The 2,891-nt window shown below is 61.2% G+C and carries 5 protein-coding genes; 2 read left to right on the top strand and 3 right to left on the bottom strand.

Translation table 11 applies throughout. The features are described 5' to 3' along the window. Positions 1 to 225 (top strand): (Fe-S)-binding protein (locus DBR24_RS16765; RefSeq protein ID WP_146189067.1); only part of this gene is annotated, 225 nt, incomplete at its 5' end. On the opposite strand, the gene DBR24_RS16760 is transcribed toward DBR24_RS16765, so the two are convergent. Genes DBR24_RS16760 through DBR24_RS16750 form a run of 3 tightly spaced genes read right to left on the bottom strand, consistent with a single transcriptional unit; the run spans position 158 to position 2,415 of the window. After that, positions 158 to 847 (bottom strand): paraquat-inducible protein A, encoded by a 690-nt coding sequence (locus tag DBR24_RS16760; RefSeq protein WP_123467879.1) that lies wholly within the window; start codon positions 845 to 847, stop codon positions 158 to 160. The two genes, DBR24_RS16765 and DBR24_RS16760, sit on opposite strands and share 68 nt — an antisense overlap. Beyond that, positions 844 to 1,440: a paraquat-inducible protein A gene (locus DBR24_RS16755; protein WP_123467881.1), complete on the bottom strand. Its 597-nt coding sequence runs from the start codon at positions 1,438 to 1,440 to the stop codon at positions 844 to 846. The genes DBR24_RS16760 and DBR24_RS16755 overlap by 4 nt, the downstream gene beginning before the upstream one ends. Before the next feature lie 54 nt (positions 1,441 to 1,494). Next, complete coding sequence (locus DBR24_RS16750; protein WP_128615307.1) at positions 1,495 to 2,415, bottom strand: LysR family transcriptional regulator; 921 nt, start codon at positions 2,413 to 2,415, stop codon at positions 1,495 to 1,497. A gap of 103 nt (positions 2,416 to 2,518) precedes the next feature. Here DBR24_RS16750 and DBR24_RS32485 point away from each other — a divergent pair. Then, on the top strand, positions 2,519 to 2,891 hold a 373-nt coding region (locus DBR24_RS32485), incomplete at its 3' end, for an MFS transporter (RefSeq protein ID WP_256591573.1).

Here is a 2,891-nt window from a genome sequence, read left to right as displayed (position 1 = left end):
TTTGCCGGTTGCTGCGGCATGTCCGGGACGTACGGACTTGAGGCGCGCAACCGGCAAACGTCGGCAGTGATTTATGAACAGTCGTGGGCACGGCAGATCGCTGAGCCGGCGCAAAAGGGCGAAGCGCTGGCCACCGGTTACTCATGCCGCAGCCAGGTCAAGCGCCAGTCGGATCAGGCGCTGCGCCATCCGTTGCAGGTGTTGCTGGAGGTGCTGCGTCGCTGAGCGGCTCGTCGTCCGGGGTGTTGTCCCAGATCAGCCGTGGATCGAAGCTCATTGCCGAGAGCATGGTGAACACCACGACCAGGCCGAAAAACAGGATGCCCGGTCGTGGCTCGATATCACCCAGCGCCTGAAACTTCACCAGCGCCGCGACCAGGGCGACCACCAGCACGTCGAGCATCGACCAATAGCCGATCAGCTCGACGAAACGGAACAGCTTCGAGCGCTCACGGCGCGCCCAGCCACTATCGCGTTGCACGGTGATCAGCAGCAGCGTCAGGGCGACGAACTTGATCCCCGGCACTGCGATACTGGCGATAAAGATGATCAGGGCGATGTCCCACGCGCCCCCCTCCCAGAACTCCAGCACGCCACTCATGATCGTGCTGTCGGCGCCGTTGCCGAGCATCACTGTGTTCATCACCGGCAGCAGGTTGGCCGGTACGTAAAACGCCAGCGCGGCGAACATGTACGCCCAGGTGCGGTTCAGCGAGTTGCTCTTGCGTCGATGCAGGGGGGCCTCGCAGCGCGGGCATTCGTGCGGCTCGTCGGTCATGTCGCAGGCCAGGCCGCAGCTGTGGCACAGACACAGGTTGAGTTCGCTGGCGGTCGGTGGTCGCTTCACAGGATGTCCCATAGATCACGAATGTCGCGGCCGGCGATGCGGATCATCATCAGGCTCAGCACGGCCAGCGCGAACAGACCGATGCCGGGCAGCACATCGAGCAGCCCGGCCAGTTTGAATACTGCGACCATTGCCCCCAGCAGACACACTTCAAGCATGCTCCACGGGCGCAGCGTTTCCAGCCAGCGCATGCACACCTTGAACCCCGGCGCGCGCCGGGAGGACAGGGCGAAACTCAACACCCAGATCAACAGCACCAGTTGAAACGCTGGGGCAATGATGATCGAAATCGCCGCCACCATCGCCATGAACGTGATCGGCCCCTGACTCAACGCCAGGACCGAGTCCCACAACGTTGCGCTGTTTTTCAGGCCCTTCATGCTGATGCTCATCACCGGATAGAAATTGGCGAACAGCCACAGCATCGACGCGGTGAACGACAGCGCCAGACGCTGTTCGACGGTCAGACCGTTATAGCGCTGCAACACGCCACCGCAGCGTACGCACAGGGTTTTCTGGTGTTTGGCGAGGGCGACTTTCTCGTACACGCAGTCGCAGTGCTCGCAGATGATCAGCTGTTCGGTGTTGACCATGGACAACGGGCCTTCAGGGCAGGAACCCGTTGACTATAGACGCTGATCCCCCGGTCATCGAACGCTTGCCCCATGCCCCTGCAGGAGCGGGGTGTCGCGGACGAAGTCGATGAAGGCCTTGAGCGGCGCCGGTACGTGCCGGCGGCTTGGGTAATACAGGTGCAGCCCCGGGTAATAGGGGCACCAGTCAGCCAGCACTTCAATCAGCCGGCCGGATGTCAGGTGCTCGCTGACCATGTTTTCGAACACATAGGCCAGCCCCAGTCCTTGCAAGGCCGGACCGACCATCAGGCTGACATCACCGAGGGTCAGCGGCCCGTTGACTTCGATGTCCTGAGCAATACCGCCGTGCTCGAACTCCCACCGATACATCGACCCGCTGGGGAACCGATGACGAATACACGGCAAATCATGCAAGTCCTCAGGTTTTTGCGGCGCCACATGACGTTGGAAAAAGACCGGTGAACCGACCACCACCGAACGCAGGGGCGGGCCAATCGGCAACGACACCATGTCCGCCTCCAGTCGATCGCCGAAGCGCACCCCGGCGTCAAAGCCACTGGCAACGATATCCAGTAATGCGTCGCTCTCGACCACTTCCAGGCGGATGTCCGGATACGCCAGCAAAAACTCACTGGCAATCGGCAGCACCACCAGTTCGCAGGCCTGACGCCCCGAGGTGATACGCAGGTTACCCGAGGGTTTGTCGCGAAAATGGTTGAGGTCTTCGAGAGCATCGTCGATGTCGCGGAACGCCGGTTTCAGCCGCGCGTACAGGCGCTCTCCAGCCTCGGTCAACGCCACGCTGCGGGTCGTACGATTGAACAGGCGCACGCCGAGGCGATTCTCCAGCGCTTTCACCGAATGGCTCAGGGCCGAAGGCGTCAGACCCAGCTCGATGGCGGCTTTGCTGAAATTCAACTGCTGCGCGGTGCACACGAAGACCGAAAGATCGGCCGCTGAAGGGGATTTCATCTGTGAATGCCTTTCACAAAGCCATGCAAATTTGTTGGGATTATCACATCAGTAGCACGCCCTTACAGTCGCAGCCTGGCATTTTTTTGAAAAGGAAGAGTTCATGACACCTGTCACTCAACTGCAAGGAGCGCGTAACAAGCGGTTGATCCTCGCGGCCGTCTGCCTGTCGGCACTGGTATTGCCCTTGAGTTTTACCGGTGGCGCGGTGGCAACCCCCGCCATTGGCCGTGATTTGGGCGGTAGCCCCGTCGCGCTGACGTGGATCACCAATGCCTTCATGTTGTCGTTCGGCAGCTTGTTGATGGCAGCGGGGGCGTTGGCCGATGTCTATGGGCGTAAACGCTTGTTCACCTTCGGCATGCTGCTGTTCACTGGCGCCTCGATTGCGCAAAGCCTGGCGCCTTCGGTGTTCTGGCTGGACGTGCTGCGCGGCGTTCAAGGTGTGGCGGGGGCGGCGGCGTTGGCCAGTGGTT

The organism is Pseudomonas sp. HMWF006 (assembly GCF_003061205.1).
GTDB classification, from domain to species: domain Bacteria; phylum Pseudomonadota; class Gammaproteobacteria; order Pseudomonadales; family Pseudomonadaceae; genus Aquipseudomonas; species Aquipseudomonas monsensis.
The sequence above is the reverse complement of the archived record's forward strand: the minus strand, read 5'-3'. Positions and strand labels throughout refer to the sequence as shown.